The sequence below is a fragment of the Halomonas sp. SH5A2 genome (assembly GCF_014263395.1).
Lineage (GTDB): Bacteria > Pseudomonadota > Gammaproteobacteria > Pseudomonadales > Halomonadaceae > Vreelandella.
In genome coordinates, this window is sequence record NZ_CP058321.1 from 945244 (window position 1) to 968958 (window position 23715).

A 23715-nucleotide genomic window follows, 5' to 3' on the forward strand; every position below is an offset into this window, starting at 1 on the left:
CTTCAAGTGAGGCGGGGCAGGGAGATCAGACGCGAGCAAACACCCTTAAACGGACGTAATCAGCGGTCCAGTTGCCCTGTGCGTCGCGCAGGCTGTGGCCTAATAGTAGTTGGGTGTTGTCGATCACTGATTCACGCAAATCATCCTCCAAACCATGGAGAAACGGGCTCGCGAAGGTATCCAGCCAGCCGGTCATGCCGGTGGGAAGTCGCGTCGGGCGGGGGATAAGCTCAATCGACTCAACCTTGAACCCGACGGTTTCCAGCAGGTGGCGATAATCTTCGGCCGTTGGGAAATACCATGGGTAGCGGCCGCGGGCGCTGATACCGCGGAACTGCAGCGCGCCAATCAGTGCAGTGCAAATGGCGGCGACGTTGCCATGCCCGCCAAACTCGGCGACAAAACGCCCGCCCGGTTTCAGGGCGCGTTTGATACTGGCGAGTACCGCTTGGGGATCGAGCATCCAGTGCAGCGCTGCGTTGCTGAACACAGCATCGAATTCCTGATCGAACGGCATCTGGTAGGCGTCCATGACGCGTGCATTGAGCCCGCGTTCCTGGGCGGCGCTGACCATCTCTTTTGAGGCATCGATCCCCACGACCTCCGCCCCGCTCTTGGCGATGCGTTCGGTTAACACGCCATCGCCGCAACCCAGATCCAAAATCCGCTCACCCTGCTTGGGAGCAAGCAGCGCAAGCACTTCGTTGCCCATATCGGGAACAAAGTGCGCATGCTGGGCATATCCTTCAGGGTTCCAAGATTGCCGAATCGACTGGCGTGATGTGTCGGTCATAAATGCATCCAAGCGTCGTGTTCCGTTAAAACCATTGGCTAAGTATAGCGCGACATCGGGTTCGGTGCGTTGTCCGCAAGGCTTTTTACTGCAACCCAGGGGTTGGTTTTTGTATCTGAATGGGCCTGAGGCAAGCAGATCGACCCGGCAGCAGATTGCTATCCAATTTTCCAGGTTGCCGCTAGGCTAGTAGCCTGTTGTTTCGTTGGATTTCAGGATTGTTTGCAGAGGACGCAAGGTTATGAGCAAAAAAGTACATCACGCAGAAGATGATTTTGAAGGTGGCCTGGATGCGGAGGCGGGTGGTGAGCAAGAGACCGACGACACCATCGAGCGCTCGAAGCGAAACCCCAATAACGACGAGCAGAAAGAAGCCAAAGAGCTACCTTCTCAAGCCGCCGCGGTTCACCAGCGGCTGCGCATGGATGGCCAAAAGGAACTGGCGCGCGGCTCCATGGCACTGCTGCTGTCGGCGGTGGCTGCAGGCATCTCAATGAGCTTTTCCATGGTGGCGAGGGGTGTCATGCACGCCAAGCTGCCGGATAGTGATGTGGGGTTTCTGATTGAGTGCCTGGGTTACACCATCGGCTTTATTGCCGTGATTCTGGCCCGCCAGCAGTTGTTCACTGAAAATACCGTGACGGCCGTATTGCCCGTCATGAGCAACCCGACGCGGAAAAATTTCGCTTTCCTGGGTCGCCTGTGGAGTGTGGTGCTCGTCGGGAATTTATTGGGCGCTGCGCTTTCTGCTGCCACGTTTCTATATATGCCGATGTTTGACTCGGCCACCCATGAGTCGTTTATCGCGATAGGCGAGCACATGATGGAAAACTCGCCCTATGAAATGTTCGCCAAGGCCATTCTCGCGGGCTGGATGATCGCCACGCTGGTGTGGCTGATCCCCGCTGCAGGGCAAGCCAAGGTATGGGTCATCATCATTATTACTTACGTCATGGCGATCGGCGAATTCACCCATATCGTGGTGGGCGCGAGCGAAGGGTTTTACCTACTGCTGATCGGTAATATCAGTTGGAGCGAGCTGCTGCTCCAGTTTGGCCTGCCTACGCTGGCGGGTAACGTGATTGGTGGTACCTTTATTTTTGCATTAATCAGCCACGCACAAATCCGCGGCGACAAGGATCTCTCCTTGAAGGCCAAGCCTGCCGACTCCAGCGGTGAGAGAAGCAGCTAGCGTTGATAACCAACCTGGCGATTGCCCGTCTAACCGCTGCTGGTATAAACCGGGCTAATGCATCATGGCGCGGGCATGCTCGGGTGAATTGGCTATACTCGGGTCAAGGTCATAACAATAACGATGCTCAGGAGGATCCAATGACCCTAAAGCGTGCCTACTGCCTACTGGCAGCCTTTTATAGCCTGTTACTGGTGATCGGCATTATTGCCGTGTTGATGGGGGGCGGTACGCTGCTCGCGGCGGTGTATCTGGTCGTCGGTTTTTTTGCCGTGCTGGGGCTCTGGGGGATAAGCCTTCAGCGCAGCGTGATGAACCCGCGCATGTGGCGACCGTTGGCCGTTGCCCTGGCCGTCGGTGCGGTCGTGCAATTCGTGGTGATGCTGCAAATGTCGGTCTCGGGTGTCACGCTGACATGGGTATTGACCAGCAGTATCTTTGCCATATTGCTGGCGGTGATGCTCTACCACTACGGTAACCGCGACCAGCCCCTGTGGGCCACGGAAGATGAGCGAAGTGACGCGAGCCGACTGCGAGTCATGCTGAATCAGCAAACCGCGCTCACCGCTGTTCATCGCGAAGGTGAGCGTGAAAACCACGCCAACGTTTTTAAAGTGGGCAATGAATATGAGGCCAATATTACCCGTCACTCACCGGAAGGGCAGGAAGCCTTCAGCGAACGCTTCCGTCATCCTGAGTCGTTGGTGTTCTTCCTGGAAAAGTTTGCCAGTATCACGATCAACGACTTTCAGCGGCCTGCGACGCCCGGTTAATCCGGGCGTCTTGAACTGATTGCTTGCGGGGGCTTATTCAACCAGTTCCAGCAGGCGGTCAGGGTAGTTGGTAAACAGACCGTTGACGCCCATCTCCATCAGGCGCTCCATTTCCTCGGTTTCGTTGATGGTATACACGTGTACCGGCAAGCCGTTTTCCTGGGCTCGCTGAATAAAGTCGGCGTCAATGACCTCCCGGCCGTCGTAGAGGTAGTTGGTGCCGATACCCACGGCGTAATCGGCAACTTCCTGAAAGTCCTCATCGGTAATCTCGGCGGGCCCCGGCGTCACGCCTGTCCATTCCACCAGACGAGAATTGTCTTCTTCGCTCGGGTAGTACCACACCAGTTGGATCAGCGGCACGTCATCGTTTAATTCCTGCACTTTCAACAGGCTGTCCTGCTCAAACGATTGCACCAGCACGCGGCCGCTCTCGATCATGTCGTGCTCTTCCAGCTTTTCCACCAGAGCTTCTTCCAGGCCCGGGTTCAACTGCGGCGACTTGGTTTCAATGTAGTAACGGGCATCGTGGCCAAAGTGATCAAAGAGCTCGTCCAGCGTGAGCATCTGCGCGCCTTCAAAGGCCGTGTCGGCGCTGTCTGGGTTTTCCTCGTTAAACCAGGTGCCGGTATCCAGGGCTTTGAGTTCTTCCAGTGTGTAATCGTTAATCTCGCCTTCACCGTCACTGGTACGATCAATGGAGTCATCGTGGAACACCACCAGCTCACCGTCGGCGGTGATTTGCGCGTCCAGCTCCAGGTAATCGACGTCCCACTCATGAGCTAGCTCATAAGCGACCATGGTGCTTTCCGGCGCATGACCGCTGGCACCCCGGTGGGCAATCACTTGAAACGATTGCAGGTCTTTTAGCTGCTGCTCTAGCGGCGATGTGTCTGCCATCGCCTGGGTGGCGGCAGCACCAGCGAAAAGACCCAGCGATACAGCAGTCACTAGCGGAAGACGTTGCATAAGTGTTTCCTTTTATTGAATATACGTTTAATAACCCTACCCGTTTTCAGGAGGTATTCCAAATGAGCGACGGGCGACATGCCGATGGTTGAACCAAATAGTAGTGATGCTGACGCATTCGACCCAGAAGCTGCTAGTCTTTGGGACTGACAAGCTATCCTCTCTTTCGAGCAAATTGATGACCAAACTATCAGGCATATTACCCAACGTTATCCCTTTTATAATCGCCCTGCTGGTGGGTGTGGTGCTGGGCAGCGTGGTGCAAACCCAGCTCAACCTGGCAGCGTTACAGTCGATGGGCGTGGAAATACCGCCAGACGTGCGAATCACCACCACATGGCAGGATTTGCTCAATTTTGCGCCGCTTTACGCACTGCTGTTTGGCGTGGGGTTCGTGGTTTCCCAAACCGCGGCCGTGCTGTTGTCCCGTTGGCTGGGCGGCCGGTATACAATGCTGTTGTGTGCGGGCGCCGGGGTTGTCGGGCAGTGGGCCACATTGTGGCTGGTTAACACGCTGGCTCCACCGCCTACCTTGATTGCCGCAACGCGCGGTATTGCCGGGCTTGTTGCCATGCTGGCGACCGCGGGGGTGGCCGGTTCAGTGTTCGCAGGGCTGCGTCGCCGTACCCTCCACGCCAAGCGTCCGCGCGGTTTTTCCGGTTTGGCGGTGTTGCTCGCTGTCGGTAGCCTGGCCGCCGTACTTCCTGCCATTAGCCAATCTGCTCAGGCGCAGGAAGACCTGCCGTATCATATTGAAACGCTTACCGACGATTTAGCGCACCCCTGGTCGCTCGCTTTTCTGCCCGATGGGCGCATGCTGGTCACCGAGCGCCCAGGTCGGCTGCGGTTGTTAAGCAAAGAAGGCGAAACGCTGGTGGAATCGCTCGGCGGCGTGCCAGAGGTATTTGCCTCCGGGCAGGCAGGGCTGTTTGATGTGGCGCTTTCACCGCAGTTCGAAGACGACCAGCAGGTGTACCTCAGCTACGCCTGCGGCAATGCAGAGGCCAATCACACCTGCCTGGCCCGGACTACGCTGGCGGAAAATAGTCTCGAAAACGTCAGCGAAATATTTCGCGCCCAGCCCGCCAAGCAGGGCGCTGCCCACTTCGGCGGGCGCATCGCCTGGCTGCCGGATGACACCCTGATTCTGACTCTGGGCGATGGCTTTGATTACCGCGAGGAGGCGCAGAATCTGGGCAGCCATATTGGCAGCATCGTGCGGCTAAACCCGGATGGTAGCGTGCCCCAGGACAACCCCTTTGTGTACCACGGCAATGTTCGCCCGGAAATCTACAGCGTCGGCCACCGCAACGTGCAGGGGCTGGTATTTGACGATCAACATCAGCGGCTGATCGCCCATGAACACGGCCCGCGCGGCGGTGACGAGATCAACATCATCGAAGCCAACGCTAACTACGGCTGGCCGATCGCCACGGGCGGGCTAGATTATACCGGCGCACGGGTGACACCGTTCGAACATTACCCAGGTACCGAGCCGCCGATGCTTGAATGGACGCCCTCGATTGCGCCCTCCGGCATGGCGCTTTACAGCGGCGATCTGTTCCCCGAATGGCAGGGCGACTTGCTGGTCGGCGCGCTGGTCAATAAAGAAGTGCGCCGCGTGCGGTTATCCGATGATGCCTCCAATGCCGAAGACATCGAAGGGCTGTTCGGTGAGCTGGACGAACGCATTCGCGATGTGCGCCAAGGCCCCGAAGGCGCGATTTACCTGCTCACCGATAGCCCCGAAGGCAGGCTGTTGCGGGTGATGCCGGTAACAAACTAAATCAACCCGTCTATGCTTTAACCTTTCTAAGACTCGGGAATCCCAACTACGCTGATAGGTGTCACGAAGCAATGTAAAACAGCCAACCGGCAATACAGGAGGCCATATGATTGGCGCACTGGCGGGCGATATCATCGGCTCGGTGTACGAGCACCAGCCGATCAAAACCACCGACTTTCCGTTGTTTCAGGCGGCGTCCCGCTTCACCGATGACAGTGTGCTCAGCGTAGCGGTTGCCAGTGCGATTCTCGATGGCACGCCTTACGCTGAAGCGGTTCGTGAGCTTGGCAGGCGATACCCCAACGCGGGCTACGGGGGCTCGTTTATCCAATGGCTGGCCGCCGACGATGCCGGGCCGTATCACAGCTGGGGCAATGGCGCTGCCATGCGCGTCAGTCCCGTCGGTTTCGCGTTTCAAGATGAAGCCGACGTGCTTGCCCAGGCCAAAGCCACCGCGGATATTACTCACAACCACCCCGAGGGCATCAAAGGGGCTCAGGCCACTGCGCTTGCCGTGTTCATGGCGCGCACCGGTGCGGATAAAACCACCATTCGCGATACCCTCACCGAGCAGTTCGACTACGACCTGACGCGCACGCTGGACGACATCCGCCCGCATTATTCCTTCGACGTCTCCTGCCAGGGCAGCGTGCAGGAGGCGATTATCGCCTTTCTCGAATCGGATTCTTACGAAGACGCTGTTCGCAAGGCGGTATCGCTGGGGGGCGACAGCGATACCCAGGCCTGCATTGCGGGCGGGATTGCGGATGCCTTCTACGGCGTGCCGGAGACGATCCAGACGGAAGTCAAACAACGCCTGACAGCGGATTTACGGGCGATCACCGACGCTTTCTGTCAACGTTATCGGTAAACGCGGCCCCCGAAGAAGAGAGTCGAACGGGTCTAGCGGTAGGCGAGTAAGGTGCAAGGGTTGAATGTCGTCTTTTTTGCCAGCACCTAGTCTATACAGGCAACTCACAAGGAGACGTTATGACGACGTTAGTGATTGGCGCGAACGGACAGATTGGCAAACAGTTTTGTGAACTGGCCCAACAGGCGGGCACCCCGATCAAGGCGATGGTTCGCAGCGAAGAGCAGGTGCCATGGTTCAATGACAGAGGTATCGATACCGTCATTGCCGATTTGGAAGACGACTTTTCCCACGCCTTCGAAGGCTGTGACCAGGTGGTGTTCACCGCGGGTTCAGGGCCGCACACCGGGCCGGACAAGACCCTGTTGATCGACCTTTACGGGGCCATTCGCACCGCCGATATCGCCAAGCAGAAAGGTGTTTCCCGTTATCTGATGATCAGCGCGATACGCGCCGAAAACCCCATGGAAGCGCCCGAGAAGCTGCGCCCCTACATGGCCGCGAAATTCGCCGCCGATGCCCATCTGCGCAGCAGCGGCGTGCCCTACGTGATTCTCAAACCCGGGCGTTTGACGGATGACGCCGCCAGCCAACAGTTTGCAAGCTCAATCGACGAGGCCGGCGACAATCAAATCTCCCGCGCTAACGTCGCCCACGCATTGCACTATGCGTTGCAATCCAATGTTTCGAATCAAGAATTCGTACTGCTGGATGGCAAACGGCCGGTTGAAGAGGTTATTAAGTAGGAGAGCCTAAGATAGGCTGCGATTATTTACTCCTTTCTCGACCCGAGCTCCTGCCTGAGCCATTCCGCCAGCGGCTCGCTTCGGCGGGGGTGGGTGAGTAAGTCGGTTTGGCTGGGTAGCCATAGGCAGAGCCGGGCGGATGTTTCGATACTGCCCCAGGGCGCCACCAGTCTCCCGCTCTTCAGGTCGTCTTCTACCAATAGCGTTGGCGCAATCGCCACGCCTAACCCCGCCACGGCCGCTTCCATCAAGTAGTAAAGGTGCTCGAACCCCTGGCCTTCGTTTAGCGTCGCTTCCAGTTGTGCCTGCTCAAGCCCTTGCGCACGGGCCCACTGCGGCCATGCCTGGGGGCGGGAAGCGGTGTATAAGAGTTTGGTAGAAAACAGCGTCTGTGGATCTGCCGGATCAAGCTGCGCTGCCAGTCGTGGGCTGGCCACCGCGCATATCTGCTCGGGGATAAGCTCGACGACATCCACCTCCGCGGGCCAAGGTGGCTCGGAAAACGCCAGGGTGGCGCTGGCGTCGGTTTGCTTGCCGGGCTGCTCGGTGTCACTCACCACCACTTTCAACTTCAGTTCGGGCAGCTCGCGGTGCAGGCGGTCCAGCCTGGGGATCAACCAGCGAGCCAACAGGCTGCCAGGGCAGGCGAGGGTGAAGGGTGCTTCCTCCACATCACGTTTGAGCGCGGCGCAACTATCGCGCAGCTTGCTAAACGCCTCGCTTAGGCCGCTTTGCAGTTTCTCGCCGTGCGGGGTAAGCACAATGCCTCGGCCCGCTTTGCTAAACAGGACCACGCCAAAATGCTCATCCAGACTCTTCAGTTGGCGGCTGACGGCACCGTGGGTGACGCTTAGCTCCTCGGCAGCGGCGGTCACACTGCCTAACCGGGCAGTGGCTTCAAAGGCGCGCAATGCGCTAAGCGGTGGCATGCTGTTGTGCATGAATGCGTGACTCCAGCTCACATATGGCTGACATCTTATCGATTTTTATCTTCACGCGCTTGCCTTAACGTCATCACATACTCAACTCGCATGACGAGGTCGTGATGAATCAACCTGTAAACGTATCCAAGAGCCTACCCGACGCCAACGGCTTGTTTGGCAGCTTCGGCGGCCGTTTTGTTGCCGAAACCCTGATGCCGCTGATTCTGGAGCTGCAAGATGAATACACCACCGCCAAAAACGACCCTGAATTCCAGCGCCAGCTAGCCTACTTCCAAGGCGATTACGTGGGGCGGCCAAGCCCGCTCTACTTCGCCGAACGTCTGACCGAGCACTTTGGCGGGGCGAGCATTTATTTCAAGCGCGAAGAGCTCAACCACACCGGCGCGCACAAGATCAATAACTGCATCGGCCAGGTACTTTTAGCCAAGCAGATGGGCAAGAAGCGCATCATCGCCGAAACCGGCGCCGGCATGCACGGCGTGGCGACCGCCACCGTAGCGGCGCGTTTTGGTCTGCCCTGTGTGATCTACATGGGTACCACCGATATCGAACGCCAGCAGACCAACGTGTTCCGCATGAAGCTGCTGGGCGCGGAGATCGTACCCGTTACCTCCGGCACCGGCACGCTCAAAGACGCCATGAACGAGGCGCTGCGCGACTGGGTCACCAATGTCGACGACACCTTCTACATCATCGGCACCGTCGCCGGGCCGCACCCGTACCCCGCCATGGTGCGCGACTTCCAGGCCGTCATCGGCCATGAAACCCGCACCCAGATGCTCGAAAAGCAGGGCCGACTGCCGGATTCGCTGGTGGCCTGTGTGGGCGGCGGCTCAAACGCCATTGGGCTGTTTTACCCGTTCCTGGATGACCCGGACGTTCAAATGATCGGCGTGGAAGCGGGCGGCAAGGGCGTGAAAAGCGGCCTGCACGCAGCCAGCCTGAACGGCGGCACCCCCGGGGTCCTGCACGGCAACCGCACCTACCTGCTGCAAGACGAAGACGGCCAGATTACCGACGCCCACTCGATTTCCGCAGGGCTGGATTACCCGGGCATCGGGCCCGAGCACGCATGGTTGCATGAGCAGAAGCGCGTTGAGTACGTCTCCGCCACCGACGACGAAGCGTTGGAAGCCTTCCAGATTTGCTGCCGCAAGGAAGGCATTATCCCCGCCCTGGAAACCGCCCATGCTCTGGCCGAAGTCGCCAAGCGCGCGCCCCAGCTGCCCCGCGAGCACCTGATGGTGATCAACCTGAGCGGCCGTGGTGACAAGGACATGATGAGCGTTGCCCATCATCTAGGCGAGACCGTTCAATGAGCGCGAATCAGGAGACTAAAATGACTAAATCCACTCGTCTTGAACACTGCTTTAACGCCCTCAAGCAGCAAAACCGCCCGGCGCTGGTCAGCTACTTAACCGCTGGCGACCCGGATGCCGATACCTCTCGCCGCTTGCTGCAGGGGCTGCCCGCGGCCGGGGTAGATATCATCGAACTCGGCATGCCGTTCAGCGACCCCATGGCTGATGGTCCCGCGATTCAAAAAGCCGCGCAGCGAGCCCTGAAAAATGGCCAAACCCAGGCCAAAACGCTGGAAATGGTGCGCCGCTTCCGCGAAAAAGACATCGCCACGCCGATTGTACTGATGGGCTACTACAACCCCATTTACTGCTACGGCGTTGAGCGCTTCTTGACCGATGCCGCCCGCGCCGGGGTAGACGGCCTGATTGTGGTGGACCTGCCTCCAGAACATGACGAAGAGCTCTGCCAGCCAGCGTTTCAGCACGGTATCGACTTTATCCGCCTGGCCACCCCGACCACCGACGCCAAGCGCCTGCCCAGGGTGCTGGCGAATGCCTCCGGGTTTATCTACTACGTCTCCGTAGCGGGCGTGACCGGCGGCAATGCCCCCACGTCGGAAAGGCTGGAAAGCTCGGTTGCCCACCTGCGCGAACATACCGAGCTACCTATCGCCGTCGGCTTTGGTATTCGCACCGCCGAGCAAGCCGCCTCCATTGGCCGCTACAGCGATGCCGTCGTTGTCGGCTCCGCGCTAGTGGACTGCATCGAACACGCCAGCACGCCTGATGAAGCCGTTGAGCGGGTGCACGGCTTGGTCAGCGAGCTGGCGGAAAGCGTCAGGGCGTGCAGGGAAGTGGAAGAGCAGGTGATCAGTTAAAATTGGAGATTGATATAGGTGTGAGAAAGCAGGTGATGCAAGCCTGCTTTTTTTATCTGTCCAGCTTCTTAGCCTGTGGCTTGAAGTGAATGGCACTGTATTTGCACTGTGCTAGGTTAATAAAAAATCATGTTTTTGTTGATTACTTGTAGGGTCCCCGATGATCACATGAGCTATAGAAGTTATCCTCTATTAGCCTCTAGAGAGCTTCTAAAGCAATTCATCCGGGAGCAGGCCTATGGATATCAAACTGCATAAGCAAGCGACCACGACACCCAAAATCCGTGCTGAGATTCAGGCAGCACCTGCCAATATCAGTGATAGTGAATTGGCGCGCCAGTTTAACGTAACCGATTCGACGATCCGGCGCTGGCGGTACCGTGATGAGGTTCATGACCGGCCGCACACGCGGCGTAATCTGCTCGCTACCCTAACGCCTGAGCAGGAAGAAATTGTGATTGCTGCCCGTGAATTCCTGCGCCTTGGCTTGGATGACCTGTTAATTGTGGCACGCGAGTTTTTGAATCCTCGTTTGTCACGTTCCGCACTGCACCGTATGCTTAAGCGGCGCGAGGTGCAGACACTGGCGGAACTAGCCCGACAAGATGCTGGCGATGACCATAAGCCCCGGCCCAAGCCGTTCAAGGATTATGAACCAGGTTATGTACACATCGATATTAAGCATCTCCCGCAGATGCCTGATGAACAGCAGAAGCGATACTTGTACGTTGCCATTGATCGGGCCACTCGCTGGGTGTATTTAGAGATCAAGAACAGCCAATCTTCTAAGGACGCGCAAGCGTTCATGACGCGTGTGGAAGAGAAGGTGCCGTTCAAGATCCAGACGGTGCTGACCGACAATGGTAAATCGTTCACGGACCGCTTCACGCGGGCGGGTGAACGACAACCGAGTGGCCGCCACCCCTTCGACCAAGTGTGCCAAGAGAAAGGCATTGAGCACCGCCTGATCAAACCTGGGCGACCTCAGACGAATGGCATGGTAGAGCGCTTCAACGGCCGTATTAGCGACGTTCTCGCCACCCGTCGGTATGAATCAGGCGAGGATTTAGAGCAGACACTGAAGCGCTACAATTGGCTTTATAATCACCATATTCCCCAGAAGGCGCTGCACCATCAATCACCAATTTCAGCGATGAAAGAATGGCAAATTAAGCGCCCCGAGTTATTTAACAAACGGCTAATTAATCACGCGGGACCCGACAATTACTGAACATTTTCTTATTGAGGTGAATAAAATACCTGGCGTAAGCAGTTCCGTTACCAAGTGCCTTACGAGGTGTTGGACGCCATTGAAGCGGAAGCGCAGTGTGTACTTGAAGAATACAAAAACCAGTAATATGGGTGGCTTATTAAGGCGGGACTATCCATATATCTAAAGCTTGTTAGTGAAGAAGCGTCATTACCCGTTGAAGAGCGCAAGAGTCGTCGTTTTGTTGCTGCGCAGCCTCAGTCCACAAGCGGCACCCAGACATGCTCAACACCAATCGACAGCGCCACGGCGACCAGCATCCCCGCCATCAGCCAGTTGAAGCCTTTCACGACCCGCGTGCTTTTAATACGATCCCCCACCAAACTGCCGATGACCACATAGCTGCCGGGGGCGCCCGCCGCCATGGCGGACAGCCCCAGCGCCCACACCACCAGGCTGACGCCCTGAATACCCGCCGCCGGAAACTGAAGGGTGGCGATGGGCAGGGTCGCGACAATGGCTTTCGGGTTGAGCAACTGCATCACCAGCCCATCGCGAAAGCTCAGCAGGCGCGGTGCATGGTCAGGCTCGCCCAAATCCGCGTTGGCGCGGGCAATTTTGACGGCCAGGTACACTATGTAGCTACAGCCCAGCGCACTCACCACGATCAGTGCGCTACCACTGATCCAGGCAGCCCCCGCCCAGCCCAACACCAGCAGGTACACAAGCATCGCCATTCCCACGCCCAGACAAAACCCGACCGACTGTTTGGCCTGGCCATTGATGCCCACGTTCAGGCCGAGCAGATTCACAGGCCCAGGGGTGTACATGACGCCCAGGGCATAGGCGACGATTGCTAACATGGTGGAACCTCTAAGTTTGGTAGGGCTAACGCGCGATATCGCGCTGGTATTGGTGGGGCGTCATGCCATAGATACGCTTGAAGCGGCGATTGAAATGGCTAAGGTCGGCAAACCCAAACCGCAACGCCACCTCATTCAGCGGCGCCCCTTGATCCAGCGCCACACGGGCCGCATTGATCCGGCAATTAATCACGTACTGGTGGGGCGTCATGCCGTAGTGCTGGCGAAACAGCCGCAAAAAGTGGTACTTGGATAAATGCGCGGCCTGGCTGATGTCATCCAGCGACATATCGGTTTCCAGGTGGGCGTGGATATACGCCTTGGCCAGGCCCAGCAGGGCATCCGGGCGTTGCGTGACGCGGCTGGGTTGAACATGGCCGCCTAGCTGAACGGTTCGCTCAACCACCTGATAAAGCGCATTCTCCTGGTCAATGCAGCTTCCGGCTTGAGTGCTCACCAAGCGGGCCAGCTCGATAATGGCGTGGCGCAGGGGCGCATCCTGAATCAGCGTTTGATTGGAACGGAAGCCCGCAGCGCTTTCGCGACCAAGTACCTCGGCGAACAGCGGCGTCACCTGCTCGGGGTGGGCATACACCATCAGGTAGTCCAGCGCTTGCGCGCCGCCCGAATGCCCGTCGTGGACGTCCTCCGGGTTGAACAAAATCACGTTGCCCGGTGGGCTGCGATGAAACTGCCCACCGCTGAAAAAGTCCTGACGCCCGGCCAGCGTAACGCCAAAGGCATACTCCTCATGGGCATGCGGGTCGTAGCTGAAATCCTCAATAGCCGCCTTCAGCACCGTCAGTGTCGGCACATGATGACTTTTGAAGAACTCAAACCGGCTGGCGTTGCTCATGCCGACCTCCCTGATGAAACCCAACACCTCGAAACACAGCCCTAGCTTATGCCGACAATGTCACTGATGCTTGTACATAATTGCTCATCGACTGTGCAATGATGGTCTATCGCTAGCGAACACCACCAAGGATGTTAAATGGGAAAGCTCTTTTCACTCATGATGGTGCTGGTGTTGGCCGGCTGCGCCGCCATCGAGCCGCATGAGCAACGTGACGCCCAGCGCGACGCCGGTCTGGCCATCCAGGCGGTCTACGAGCAGGCGCTGCCGACGCTGTCCGAGGACAAGCAGCGCCACTTTGCCCAGCGGCTCTACCGCCTGACGGGCGAGCCGCGCTGGCGGGCCCTCAATCAAGCCTACGGCGAGCGTCTACTGGCGAGTCTCGAGGAGGACATCGTCGGCCTGGCCGAGCCCGGGTACGCGGCCACCCGCAGCCGGGCGATCGTTGCCGACTACTCCCAGCGCACGGCCAAGCAGCGCGCCCGACGCGACATGCTGAGTGAGTGGGGGGAGATCGCCTTCGCCCGGGGGCTGCTGTTCCGGCTGGTCCAGGCCGAGTACCACGGCCTGCTGCCAGCCATTGAGGACCACGAGCGGGCGCTGGGCTACCAGGCAGAGGTCGACTGGGCGGCCTTCCTGACCGACCCGGAGGTGATTGAGGTCTATGCCGCTCAGGTGGCCAACTATGCGTACTTCCTGCACCAGCTCGGCGTGATGGACCTGCGCCGGGAGGTGGAGGCGGCCTTCCGGCGCCACTATCCGCCCGAGCGAGTCGCCGAGCTCGACAACACCGAGTACCGTAACTGGCTCTATGGCCTGACCCACTTCGTCATCGCTGACAGTCGCTACTACCAGCGGAAGGTAGATCCGGCGGTGCACGCTTGGGTGCTGGAAGCGCTGGAGCGGGAGGCAACCGACATCCTGACCCGGGCCACGGCCGACATCCAAGCCGAGGTGGCGTTGGCCTTCCTGCTGGCCGGCCGCGAGGACCATCCGCTGGTGGGCCGGGTGCGCGAGGCACTTGTGGCGGCGGTAGACCCGGCCAGCGGCATCATCCCATCGCCCTCGGGGCGAGGGAGCCTGGCGGGGGGTGAACATCGCAACGTTCTGGCGATCATGGTGTTACGCTGGCCGGGCCGCCTGCATCCCGGCCCCGACCTCTCGGATGGGGGCGGGCGCTGAAAAAGCCTGACGCTCAGCGTGATGCTAACGTCATACTCTTGAGGATTTTACATGGGAAAGCTCTTTTCACTGATTATCGTGCTGGCGCTGGGTTACGCTGGCCTGTACGTCTATTACGGCGTGGCCGTACAACAGGAAGTTGAACAGCAACTGGAAGATCGCGGGCTGTCGGCTATCAGCGTCGATGACGTGACGTACGGACTGACGGCACCGATCAGTACCTCAGCCAACATCGCCATCACCCTTACGTATCAGGGCGCTCAAGCGACCGTGGATATGGCCGTGCAGGGGCACCCGGTGTTTTCTGACGAGGTTAGCGTTGAGTTTGATAGCCTCCAGGCGTTGCGCCTGGGCATTGGCTTTTAAATGTGACGGCCCCGTGGTACGCGGGGCCATCTTACTAGCTGGCTGGGTAGGGCTTTAATCCCAACAGTATTTCCGCTTTCTCGGTGTAAGGTTGTGCTAGCAACTGCGGGTCGGTAAAGGGCGCAAGCTGTTGGCAGATCGCTTCATACACCGCTTCGCGATCCTGGCTGGTGTCGATTTCGACACACTTGTTTTCACGCTTGAACAGCTCGACGGTGGGCAACGTCTCTGCTTTGAAGGTGTTAAAGCGCAGCTTCATGGCCTCGACGTTGTCGTCTGCCCGGTCGGAATAGCGAGCGCGGCCAAGAATACGTTGCTCGAGAACCTCGTAAGGGCATTCAAGGTAAAGCATGGTCGGGAGTTCCATCTCTCGGCCAAAGACCTCGTACCAGGCCTCAAGGTTGGACAACGAGCGTGGGAAGCCATCAATCAGGAAGTTTCGCTTGCCGGTGGTGCGTGTGGTCCGCTCCATGGCGTCTTTCAACAGGCGAACGACGATCTCGTTGGGAACCAGTTTGCCAGCCGCAATATATTCCTTGATGACCTCGGTGGTCGGGCCACCCGCCTGCTGTTCGGCGCGCAACAGATCACCCGTGGAGAGATGCGTCCAGCCCAGTTGAATATCGGCCAGCTCGCACATGGTGCCTTTACCGGCACCCGGGCCGCCCAGTACGTAAACCACATTGGGCGCCGGGCAGGGCTCACACGGGTCAACGTGATGGATAACCACCTTGGGAGCAGGGGCAACGCCCATTTTATACACGTTCCAGGGCCGGTCGGTGGGCGGCAGCTCATCGTCGCAGGTTAGTTCATAGGCAAGATGCCCATCGAGACGGCTAATACGCCAGGATTTGTAGCTATTCGAATAGGAAATAGCCGGGCTGCGCGCCGCTTTGCCATCGGCGCGGTCCCAGGCCATCTTGCCGTTCCAGAACCCCGTGCTGGAAACAGTACCGGATTCCGACTTGGCGGGCGGCGCCTCTGAAGGCACATAAAGGCCATCGACCTCCGGCAAGCCGGCGCCGCTGATCTCGATAAATAGCGTATTGGTGTCATGCGGTGTGGTGTCGGTCATAGGAACTCCCTGGTGTGATGATTGATATGAGGGAGCGTTTGCTGACAAAAGCGACCTCGACCCGGCATGCCAGCAGACATAAAAATGCCAACAGAAATGAAAATGCCGACCAGAATCATACCCCCATCGCCGGGAGAGTCCAATTCAGGCGGGAGGCTAACCTGTGGTAAAACAGGTGTCTGCGACGCCTATTCCCAAGAGGGATCGTACCCTCTGCCCAACCCCGGCTTGAGCTTTGTGGCCCAAGCATCATCAAAGGATGATTCATCATGTTGACCGGCCTGAGCGCATTTCCGCTGACTCCCATGAACGAGCAGGGCATTTACGAGCATGAGTTTGTTCGCTTAGTGGCGCGCCTGGCAGCAGCAGAGGTGGACTCCATCGGCGTGCTGGGCTCCACAGGCAATTACGCCTACTTGAGCAGTAACGAGCGCGCCCGCGTGGTCAAGCTGAGTGTGGAAAGCGCCGCCAACGTGCCCGTCATCGCCGGTATTGGCGCGCTGCGCACCCGCGATGTGCTGATCAATGCCGAACATGCCCAGCAAGCAGGCGCGAACGGCGTGCTGCTGGCGCCGGTGTCGTATCAAAAACTCACCGATGAAGAAGTATTCAGCCTGTATGAGACGGTCTGCCGCTCGCTAAGCGTGCCGCTCTGCGTGTACGACAACCCCGGCACCACGCACTTCAACTTCAGCGACGAACTGCATGCGCGCATCGCCCAACTGCCGCAGGTATGTTCCATCAAAATCCCCCCGGTGCAGAACGACCTTGCCGCTGCCAAGGCGCGCGTTGCAGGGCTGCGCGCGTTAATCCCCAATGACGTGACCATCGGCATCAGCGGCGACCCGGCCGCCGCCACAGGGTTACTCGCCGGGTGCGATGCCTGGTACTCGGTGATCGGCGGGCTATACCCGGACATCGCGCTGGCGCTCACCCGCGCCGCCCAGGCAGGGGATGCCGAGCAAGCGACTGCCCGCTCTCAAGCGCTCGAGCCGCTATGGGCGCTTTACCGTGACTACGGCGGCAGCCTCCGGGTCGCCGCCACCATCGCCGAAATTACCGGTAGAGTAAGCCAACCCTGCCTGCCCCAGCCTCTTAAAACGCTGCAAGGTGAAGCCCGCGAGAGAGTTAAAACCGTTGTGGATAAACTTTTGTTAAGTTGAAATGGTGTGCATGGTGGCAGTGATCGTCGGGCTTCTGGTGCTGGTACGGCCCTTGGGTGGCTTATGTTGCAGAGTCGGAACCGCCGATAAAACTGGCTTTGTGCTGGAGCCTGCTGATCGCCATGACACTATTGGGACTATTAATGACCACCCAACGGCAGGGAGACGTTAATGAAAGCCATCGTGTTTGACGTGTTCGGTACTATTGTCGACTGGCGTTCCAGTTTGATTAACCAGTTCCGGGCGTTAGAGCAGGAGTTGGGGATCGAGCTACCCGGTGAGGCGTTGACGGATCAATGGCGTCAGCATTATGCGCCTTCTATGGATCGGGTGCGTAAAGGCGAAATTCCATGGACGGGGTTGGACGACCTGCATCGGGAAAGCCTGGTCAAACTACTCAAGCAACATGGGGTGACGCTAGACGAGGCGACTATTGATCGCGTTAATCACTTTTGGCACCAATTAGAGCCATGGCCGGATGTGCAACCTGGCCTTCAGCGCTTGAAAGAGCAATACATCATCGCAACGCTGACCAACGGTAATATCTCACTGATGGTGGATGTTGCCCGTTATGCTGAACTACCGTGGGATATGGTGTTTTCCGCCGAATTATTCCAGCACTACAAGCCTGATCCGGAAGTCTATTTAGGGGCATGCCACCTGCTGCGCCTACCCCCTGAAGAGGTGATGCTATGTGCGGCGCATAATTCTGACCTGCGTGCTGCCCGAGCACTGGGGATGAAAACGGCGTTTATACCCCGTCGCACAGAGTATGGCCCACAACAGCGTAAAGATTTAGAAGCCGAGGAAGCATGGGATGTGGTGGCTGAGGATCTCGTCGCGTTGAGCGAGCGCCTCATAAAGTGAGCCCACCCTACATGTGTTAGGGCATGGGCGTTTTTGGGGTTAGTAGTACCAAGACGGTAAAGCTGTGATCAAACGGCTCAAGGAAGGCAAGGACCACCAGCTGGACTGCAAAGTCGATGGTGCTGGCGACATGATGGTCACCGCCCAGTTTGTGAAGAAGGCCTGAATCAACGGTGATACGTGCTATCACAAGGTGTTCTACCCAAGGTAAGAGTATTGATAGCGTTGTTAACCCAATCTTGCTATTGATACGGCATTGCCGTATATTTCAATGATGTTATTCATCGAAACCTCAGCGTTTACCAAGCTGTTACCGAACTACCTCACGGATGAAGAATACCGTGGGCTGCAAGTGTATCTGCTGCAGAAACCGGATGCGGGCGACCTCATCAAAGGTTCGGGTGGTGTTCGTAAGGTTCGCTGGTCATCAGCAGGTTCGGGAAAGAGCGGTGGGGTCAGGGCTATCTATTATTGGAAAAAATCTGACCACGAGATATGGATGCTCACGCTGTACAGTAAAACCGAGCGTGCCAGTATTCCTGGGCACATGCTCAAGCAAATAGCGGAGGCCATCAAAAATGGTTGATAGAAATCTAGGAGCAGAGATCCTCGACGGAATTGATGAAATTAAGCAATTCAAAAAAGGCAACGTCGCGCTGCGAACTCACGAGTTAGCCGAGCCTTCACCCCCTAAAATCATTCGTCATAAACTGAATTTATCGCAATCCGCCTTTGCGGGCCTTCTTGGGGTGAGCATGCGTACTTTGCAGGATTGGGAGCAAGGGCGAAGAGAGCCACAAGGCCCTGCCGTTGCCCTTTTGCGTATTGCTGAGCAACACCCTGAAGTCTTTGATCAGCTGCATTAAAAAAGCAACGTGCTATCGCTCACGATACCAGTGACTCTCGGGCACCGCTAAACGCCCCCAACATCGGAAATGCTGGCAAAACCGCGGCGGTAGTTGGAAGTGATGATTCACCCACCTAAAAATACAGCCGCGATCGACTAAAAACTAATCGGCAAGGGTAGGCCCCCTCTGGCCGAAAACCGCCCTTGTCACCACTAGCGCCGATAATGTCGACTTCGATTACAACCTTCCCATTCCCCTCAAGGTATGTTACGCCGCTCCGCATCGTTGACCTGCCAGAAGTCTGCTTACTATGGACGATATCCCTTGGCTCGCCTGTAGAGAAAGCTGGAAAAGGCAACCGCTTGCCGGGCACTGCTTCGAATTGGCGACAACTAACGGCTAGGTGGCGGAAAGCATTTTCGACTACAATTAGTTACATAATATTGAGGCCGCAGCTGGCGCTATGCCCAAAATACATAGCGCATCCGCTGTCCCTCCATTAGCACTAATGAGCGCTGTAAAGGGTGCGCGTCATGGGGAACACAATGACAAAACAAAAACTGATTCTGCTATTTGATGGGACGTGGAACGACCCTGAAGACCAGACGAATGTTTATCGTCTTACGCGTCGTATCCATGATCACGATGATTATATAAGGCAACGGTTCTATTACGACCCCGGCGTGGGTACATCTAGGTTTCAGCGCTTCAGCGGCGGCGCCTTCGGTGTCGGGCTGAGTAAAAATTTGCGCGAAGGCTATGACTGGCTTGCGAGGCAATACAAAGCAGGCGATGAGATCTGGATATTCGGGTTTAGCCGTGGTGCATACACGGCCAGAAGCCTGGTGGGTCTGATACGAAAATGTGGGTTAGTGCATGTGGTCACGCCAGGGTTGCTCGATAAGGCCGAAAGCATTTATCGGGACAAGGCGCTGCACCCAGACGCTGACGTTTGCACGGATTTCAAGAAAAGCTTCAGCCGCCAGCCGAGGATTCATTTCCTGGGCATATGGGATACCGTTGGTGCCCTGGGCGTGCCCGGAACCAACCTGTTTAGAAGCAAATACGATTGGCACGATACGGAGCTTTCCAGCATTGTCGATCGTGCGTATCAAGCGGTGGCGCTGGACGAACACAGAGCGACCTACAACATATCGCTCTGGACCAGCACGGATGGCAAGCCAAAAGCGGGTAACCTGGACGTAGAGCAGCGCTGGTTTATCGGCGCCCACGCCAATGTAGGCGGCGGGTATGGCGCTGACGACACACTGGCCGATATTTCGCTGAGCTGGATGTTAGGCAAGGCGGAAAAGGCTGGCCTGAAAGTGGATCAATACGACGTTGGCGAAGATGCCTGGAAGACAGCGCCAAGAGATTCCTTCGCCGAGTTTCTGTGGGGGATTTACGGCAAATTCAAACGCATTGGCAAGGCAGAAGACGGCCGATTCTACCGAAAATATTCGCAAGGGATGCTGGGAAAACCGGCGGTCAATATTTCAATCGATGACAGTGTCTGGAAGCGCTGGGGCGATACAACGTTTGATTACCGACCACGCACCTTAACCGATGCCCACCTGTCTCCACCAGAGCAATAGGCAGGGCAGGCAACCTTGATTGGCGTGACACCATTCGCCAAGGCCGCCAAGGCGCAGTATCATAAGCCGCTAATCAAACCACAGAAGCCATTACTATGTCTTGCCCGCCTTGCCCCCGTTGTCAGTCTGAATTCGTTTACCAGGACCAAAGCCTGTTCATCTGCCCCGAATGCGCCCATGAATGGAACCCTGCTGAGGCCGCCGCTGAAGACGCGGTTACCGTCAAGGATGCCAACGGCACCCTGCTGGCAGAAGGCGACAAGGTCACGCTAATAAAAGACCTCAAAGTGAAAAGTAGTTCTATCGTGCTCAAGATTGGCACCAAAGCCGTGATCAAACGGCTCAAGGAAGGCAAGGACCACCAACTGGACTGCAAGGTCGACGGCGCTGGCGACATGATGGTCACCGCCCAGTTTGTGAAGAAGGCCTGAATTCTTCTCTCCAATCCAAGCGCTACCACTAAAAGCTAATCTGCGAAGGTATGTTTAACATAAGTTAACTGCTAAGCTGAATTTACTAGAGCGAAATAAACGCCGCAGGGAACAATCTAATGCCACAAGCACCTCGCATCGAGCTTCACCCCGTTAGCCAGCGCGTGCAGTTGCATGTGGACGGCAAGTTAATTGCCGACTCCACTCAAGCCCTCGAACTCCGCGAAACCGGCTATCCGCCACGGCACTACTTCCCACGTGAAGACGTGCGTATGGATTTGCTTACCCTTTCAGAAACGACCACCTATTGCTCCTTTAAAGGCAATACGGTGTATTTCTCGCTGGGTGAGAGTAGTGATGTTGCTTGGAGTTATGAGCAGCCGGTTGAAGTGATGGAAGCGTTAGCGGGTAGGGTGGCGTTTGGTGGCGATTCTCAGGTGGAAGTGTAGTGCAGGTTAGTATCTTGGACAGATAAAAATCATGGAGCTAAAAAATCATTATACTTTTTCTCATATTTTTAAAAATTAAATAATCATTTAAATGGTATATAATTGGAAAAATTATGCAAGTAGTGAGATTGGAGCATTTTGTTAGAGCTGCAGAGGATATTGGCTCTCATGGTGACAATGACATGTTGCCATTTGATATCGATAATAGGTTTATTTCAGATAAAAGTGAACAGTTGGCTAAGGTTGCTTATCAATTCTTTAGCGGTTTAGAAAGAGGTGGGAAAAGTAATGCGAGTGATAAGATAAATTCAATTAATGTGTTTACGGAAAGGCTTTTATCTCCTGCTGGGGCGAGTGGATTTAGAATATCTACCAAAATTCACCCTTTCTGGAATATATATTTAAATGGGTTGGCGATAGCAATAGCAGAAGAAAATGAGGGCAATAGAAGTGGGTTTGCTCATTCATATAGGTTTATTTCTGTTGGAGATAGTTTGTTTGATAGGGATCAGTCATGGAGAGCATATAAAGAAGCTACAATAAATAATCCAAAAATAAAAGACTCAAATTCCTATGTGGTACAGACTGATATATCAAGCTTTTATGAGCATATATACCATCATAGAGTTGAAAATTGCATAGTTGATCTCTTTGAAAAAGATTCTACTGTAGCTACTCAAGTTGATCGGTTGCTAAGTAAGATTTCATCTGGTCGTTCATTTGGTTTACCTGTGGGAGGGCAATGCTCTCGAATTTTAGCAGAATTGTTAATGACCTCTATTGATCAACTGCTAACACAATCCGGTGTGGTATGGCATAGATATGTAGATGATTACACACTGATTGCAAGTAGCCAAGCTGAAGCTTATAAGTTTTTATCAATACTTTCTAATGCATTAGCGGACTATGGTTTGTCACTTAATAGAACAAAAACTACAATATTGAAGTCGCAGCATTATGAAAATTTTGTTCATGCTCAACTGTTCTCAGAGGACGGGAGTGCAAGCAAGTTAAAAGAAATTGATTTGCACTTTGATCCCTATTCTGATAATCCGGACGAAGATTATGAAGAGCTTGTTGATACAGTGCAAAAATTAGATGTGCAACATCTCCTTGGGCTTGAGATTCATAAGAGTCAACCTGATGCCTTTTTGATAGCTCAGATTAGTAGAACTCTTAAACTACATGATACAAGTGTGGCTTTGAATCTTTGTAGAGTTCTACTCTCACCATCTAATTTACATTCGTTTAGGGGGTCATGGTCTACAATTATAAGAGGTGTAGGTTCATTGCGATCGGATGATGAGTATAAAGGCATTTTCCATGAAATTGATGAGTTGATTGATAACGTTATACTTACATCTAAGCACCTTTTGCTTCCTGAAGCTAATTGCTTACATTTTTTACGTATACTAAGACATCAAAAAACAGATATTAGATCTCGATATGTTTATCAGGAGGTTTTTGATAATACAAACTCAAGCGCGATTAAGCGAGCGTGCATTGATTGCTTTAGGTGTTGGAGGGATCGTCCGTCATTTATTCAAGTAAGGAATTCCTGGCATACATTAAATCCTGAAGTCCAAAGAATGCTCTGGCTGGCATCATATCAGTTTGATGATGAAGGAAGGCATTTTAGAAACCAAGTAAAGAAAACGATTAGCAACTTATGGAGCCTTGGTTTTGAGAAAAAAGGTAGCCAGACTTTTGAAAACTTGTACATAGATTGGGTAGAAAGAAATGCGATTTCATAGATTGCCAGTCAAAGATCCTAGAACCGTAGCTAGAGACATACCAGGTATATGTGATCTTCTTTTTCCTCAATTACTACCTGCGATTATTACCTATTTGAATAGGCACGCTAAGAGCGTAAAGAACTGTGAATCAATACCCGATTCTCATGTGAGAAAAGCATCTATCAATGCTGCAATGCTCTTCGAGGTTGCATACGTAAGAACTGAGCAAATACTGATGGGCAACAGTGATGAAAACTGGGACCTATACTTAAAAGCTGCGTTAAATAGACAGGAAAGATATTTTGATGCGGAGTTGCCAGAGAGTTTTACTGAGCATGATTTAGGTGTTGCGAGAGCTGCTTCTAATAATCTTGTTTTTGCTCTTGATAAATTTAAAGAATGGTCAGGTTTTAGTGTTGAGTTATCACCAACTATTCCTGGTTATCAATGGATTGCAGAAGGTCAGGGGGACTTTTCATTAGGCGCTACTTTGATAGAAGTGAAATGTACAAGCAAAAACTTTGGTTCAGCCGATTATAGGCAATTGTTGATTTACTGGTTGTTAAGTTTCGCTGCCGCTATAGAGGGCAAGTCGAAAGAGTGGAAGAGTTTTATTTTGTTAAACCCGAGGAGTAATAAGTATATTGAATTAGAATTTGATGAGCTTATTAGTTTTTCTGCTGCTGGAAGATCGAAAATCGAAATACTAGAGCTTTTTAATTCAATCGTATCTGATCAGTCAAATAAAGTTAACATTTAGCCGCCCATCATCTTGGTGAAAGTAATATGGAAGACTTAGATGGATTTTAGGATGGGTTTTT

25 protein-coding genes and 1 pseudogene are annotated in these 23715 nt (G+C 55.0%); 20 read left to right on the forward strand and 6 right to left on the reverse strand.

The features are described from left to right. Window positions 1–25 precede the first annotated feature (25 nt). Entirely contained in the window at window positions 26–793 is a 768-nt protein-coding gene (locus tag HXW73_RS04465) for a class I SAM-dependent methyltransferase (protein WP_186255091.1), read from the reverse strand. Window positions 794–1034: 241 nt separating this feature from the next. Between HXW73_RS04465 and HXW73_RS04470 the strand changes: the two genes are divergently transcribed. Further along, window positions 1035–1985: a formate/nitrite transporter family protein gene (locus HXW73_RS04470; RefSeq protein ID WP_186255092.1), complete on the forward strand. Its 951-nt coding sequence runs from the start codon at window positions 1035–1037 to the stop codon at window positions 1983–1985. A gap of 140 nt (window positions 1986–2125) precedes the next feature. After that, window positions 2126–2758 carry a hypothetical protein gene (locus HXW73_RS04475; RefSeq protein WP_186255093.1) on the forward strand — a complete coding sequence of 211 codons (633 nt, stop codon included), beginning with the start codon at window positions 2126–2128 and terminating at the stop codon, window positions 2756–2758. Window positions 2759–2791: 33 nt separating this feature from the next. Here the strand turns inward: HXW73_RS04475 and HXW73_RS04480 are convergent, their stop codons facing one another. Then, window positions 2792–3727 carry a glycerophosphodiester phosphodiesterase family protein gene (locus HXW73_RS04480; RefSeq protein WP_186255094.1) on the reverse strand — a complete coding sequence of 312 codons (936 nt, stop codon included), beginning with the start codon at window positions 3725–3727 and terminating at the stop codon, window positions 2792–2794. 178 nt (window positions 3728–3905) lie between these two features. Here HXW73_RS04480 and HXW73_RS04485 point away from each other — a divergent pair, with 178 nt between their 5' ends. The 3 genes from HXW73_RS04485 (at window position 3906) to HXW73_RS04495 (ending at window position 7130) form a co-directional block, all read left to right on the forward strand. Further along, window positions 3906–5513 (forward strand): PQQ-dependent sugar dehydrogenase, encoded by a 1608-nt coding sequence (locus HXW73_RS04485; RefSeq protein WP_186255095.1) that lies wholly within the window; start codon window positions 3906–3908, stop codon window positions 5511–5513. Window positions 5514–5619: 106 nt separating this feature from the next. After that, window positions 5620–6384 (forward strand): ADP-ribosylglycohydrolase family protein, encoded by a 765-nt coding sequence (locus HXW73_RS04490; protein WP_186255096.1) that lies wholly within the window; start codon window positions 5620–5622, stop codon window positions 6382–6384. Between the two features lie 119 nt (window positions 6385–6503). Then, complete coding sequence (locus HXW73_RS04495; RefSeq protein WP_186255097.1) at window positions 6504–7130, forward strand: SDR family oxidoreductase; 627 nt, start codon at window positions 6504–6506, stop codon at window positions 7128–7130. A gap of 26 nt (window positions 7131–7156) precedes the next feature. Here the strand turns inward: HXW73_RS04495 and HXW73_RS04500 are convergent, their stop codons facing one another. Then, a complete protein-coding gene (locus HXW73_RS04500) occupies window positions 7157–8071 on the reverse strand; it encodes a LysR family transcriptional regulator (RefSeq protein WP_186255098.1) in 915 nt (304 codons plus the stop codon). 104 nt (window positions 8072–8175) lie between these two features. Here HXW73_RS04500 and trpB point away from each other — a divergent pair, with 104 nt between their 5' ends. The 3 genes from trpB (at window position 8176) to HXW73_RS04515 (ending at window position 11484) form a co-directional block, all read left to right on the forward strand. Beyond that, window positions 8176–9393 carry a tryptophan synthase subunit beta gene (gene trpB / locus HXW73_RS04505; RefSeq protein WP_186255099.1) on the forward strand — a complete coding sequence of 406 codons (1218 nt, stop codon included), beginning with the start codon at window positions 8176–8178 and terminating at the stop codon, window positions 9391–9393. A gap of 20 nt (window positions 9394–9413) precedes the next feature. Beyond that, a complete protein-coding gene (gene trpA / locus HXW73_RS04510) occupies window positions 9414–10253 on the forward strand; it encodes a tryptophan synthase subunit alpha (protein WP_186255100.1) in 840 nt (279 codons plus the stop codon). 238 nt (window positions 10254–10491) lie between these two features. Further along, window positions 10492–11484 (forward strand): IS481 family transposase, encoded by a 993-nt coding sequence (locus HXW73_RS04515; RefSeq protein ID WP_186255101.1) that lies wholly within the window; start codon window positions 10492–10494, stop codon window positions 11482–11484. Between the two features lie 236 nt (window positions 11485–11720). Here HXW73_RS04515 and HXW73_RS04520 read toward each other — a convergent pair whose 3' ends face one another. Next, complete coding sequence (locus HXW73_RS04520) at window positions 11721–12326, reverse strand: LysE family translocator (RefSeq protein WP_186255102.1); 606 nt, start codon at window positions 12324–12326, stop codon at window positions 11721–11723. A 25-nt stretch (window positions 12327–12351) separates the two neighbouring features. Further along, window positions 12352–13182, reverse strand: a complete 831-nt coding sequence (locus HXW73_RS04525; protein ID WP_186255103.1) for a helix-turn-helix transcriptional regulator — start codon at window positions 13180–13182, stop codon at window positions 12352–12354. A 138-nt stretch (window positions 13183–13320) separates the two neighbouring features. On the opposite strand from HXW73_RS04525, the gene HXW73_RS04530 reads away from it, so the two are divergent. Both HXW73_RS04530 and HXW73_RS04535 read left to right on the forward strand, forming a co-directional pair. Continuing rightward, window positions 13321–14364, forward strand: coding sequence for a DUF3541 domain-containing protein (locus HXW73_RS04530; RefSeq protein WP_186255104.1), 1044 nt, complete (start codon window positions 13321–13323; stop codon window positions 14362–14364). 51 nt (window positions 14365–14415) lie between these two features. Beyond that, on the forward strand, window positions 14416–14730 hold the full coding sequence (locus HXW73_RS04535) for a hypothetical protein (protein WP_186255105.1): 315 nt from the start codon (window positions 14416–14418) through the stop codon (window positions 14728–14730). Between the two features lie 34 nt (window positions 14731–14764). On the opposite strand, the gene HXW73_RS04540 is transcribed toward HXW73_RS04535, so the two are convergent. Next, entirely contained in the window at window positions 14765–15805 is a 1041-nt protein-coding gene (locus HXW73_RS04540; protein ID WP_186255106.1) for a nucleoside monophosphate kinase, read from the reverse strand. Window positions 15806–16074: 269 nt separating this feature from the next. Here HXW73_RS04540 and HXW73_RS04545 point away from each other — a divergent pair, with 269 nt between their 5' ends. The 10 genes and pseudogenes from HXW73_RS04545 (at window position 16075) to HXW73_RS04590 (ending at window position 23654) form a co-directional block, all read left to right on the forward strand. Beyond that, on the forward strand, window positions 16075–16968 hold the full coding sequence (locus HXW73_RS04545) for a dihydrodipicolinate synthase family protein (protein ID WP_186255107.1): 894 nt from the start codon (window positions 16075–16077) through the stop codon (window positions 16966–16968). Between the two features lie 171 nt (window positions 16969–17139). After that, window positions 17140–17835, forward strand: coding sequence for a haloacid dehalogenase type II (locus HXW73_RS04550; RefSeq protein ID WP_186255108.1), 696 nt, complete (start codon window positions 17140–17142; stop codon window positions 17833–17835). Window positions 17836–17893: 58 nt separating this feature from the next. Continuing rightward, window positions 17894–18001 (forward strand): annotated as a pseudogene (locus HXW73_RS04555) (PhnA domain-containing protein); the annotation flags it as partial. A gap of 105 nt (window positions 18002–18106) precedes the next feature. After that, complete coding sequence (locus tag HXW73_RS04560; protein WP_240538711.1) at window positions 18107–18421, forward strand: type II toxin-antitoxin system RelE/ParE family toxin; 315 nt, start codon at window positions 18107–18109, stop codon at window positions 18419–18421. Further along, the gene (locus HXW73_RS04565; protein WP_186255109.1) at window positions 18414–18701 is read left to right on the forward strand and encodes a helix-turn-helix domain-containing protein; all 288 of its coding nucleotides are present in this window, start codon (window positions 18414–18416) and stop codon (window positions 18699–18701) included. The genes HXW73_RS04560 and HXW73_RS04565 overlap by 8 nt, the downstream gene beginning before the upstream one ends. A 527-nt stretch (window positions 18702–19228) precedes the next feature. After that, window positions 19229–20278 carry a DUF2235 domain-containing protein gene (locus HXW73_RS04570; protein WP_186255110.1) on the forward strand — a complete coding sequence of 350 codons (1050 nt, stop codon included), beginning with the start codon at window positions 19229–19231 and terminating at the stop codon, window positions 20276–20278. 95 nt (window positions 20279–20373) lie between these two features. Then, entirely contained in the window at window positions 20374–20709 is a 336-nt protein-coding gene (locus HXW73_RS04575) for a zinc ribbon domain-containing protein YjdM (RefSeq protein WP_186255111.1), read from the forward strand. Window positions 20710–20828: 119 nt separating this feature from the next. After that, the gene (locus HXW73_RS04580) at window positions 20829–21158 is read left to right on the forward strand and encodes a DUF427 domain-containing protein (RefSeq protein WP_186255112.1); all 330 of its coding nucleotides are present in this window, start codon (window positions 20829–20831) and stop codon (window positions 21156–21158) included. A 113-nt stretch (window positions 21159–21271) separates the two neighbouring features. After that, the gene (locus tag HXW73_RS04585) at window positions 21272–22912 is read left to right on the forward strand and encodes an RNA-directed DNA polymerase (RefSeq protein WP_186255113.1); all 1641 of its coding nucleotides are present in this window, start codon (window positions 21272–21274) and stop codon (window positions 22910–22912) included. A gap of 217 nt (window positions 22913–23129) precedes the next feature. Further along, a complete protein-coding gene (locus HXW73_RS04590; RefSeq protein WP_222105026.1) occupies window positions 23130–23654 on the forward strand; it encodes a hypothetical protein in 525 nt (174 codons plus the stop codon). The last annotated feature ends 61 nt before the right edge of the window (window positions 23655–23715 follow it).